Consider the following 682-nt stretch of genomic DNA (forward strand, 5'->3'; position numbering starts at 1 on the left):
TTGAGATGAGCATGATGGGAGAATTGACTTTCTTCCTTGGACTTCAAATCAAGCAAACTCAAAATGGCATCTTCATCAATCAAGCCAAATATGTAAAGGATATGTTGAAGAAATTTGGCATGGAAAATGCTAAGCAAAGCCCCACTCCTATGAGTACTTCAACAAAACTTGACAATGATGAACACGGTAAGAAAGTAGACCAAAAGCTTTATCGAGGTATGATTGGTAGTTTACTTTACTTAACTGCTAGTAGACCGGATATCATGTTTAGTGTATGCTTGTGTGCTCGCTATCAAGCTAATCCTATGGAATCTCACTTGCTTGCCGTTAAGCGTATTTTCAAATACTTGATTGGTACATGTGATTTAGGATTGTTTTACCCTAAGCATGTTCCTTTTATTATTGTAAGTTATTCTAATGCTGATTTTGCCGGTTGTAAAACCGATAGGAAGAGTACTAGTGGCACTTGTCATTTTCTTGGCCACGCGCTTGTCTCTTGGTTTAGCAAGAAACAAACCTCAGTATCTCTTTCCACAACCGAGGCTGAATATATTGCAGCAGGAAGTTGTTGTGCTCAAATCTTGTATATGAAACAACAACTTGAGGACTTTAAGGTCACACTTGATCACATCCCTATTAGATGTGACAACACTAGTGCTATCAATATATCTAAAAATCCATG

Annotated in this window: 1 protein-coding gene; it reads left to right on the forward strand. The window is 37.7% G+C overall.

Annotated elements, in window-relative coordinates:
- A partial coding sequence (locus HLA95_RS30415; protein ID WP_222185181.1) for a Ty1/Copia family ribonuclease HI occupies positions 1 to 682 on the forward strand: 682 nt, incomplete at both ends.

Source organism: Geminicoccus harenae, from assembly GCF_019800005.1.
GTDB lineage: Bacteria > Pseudomonadota > Alphaproteobacteria > Geminicoccales > Geminicoccaceae > Geminicoccus > Geminicoccus harenae.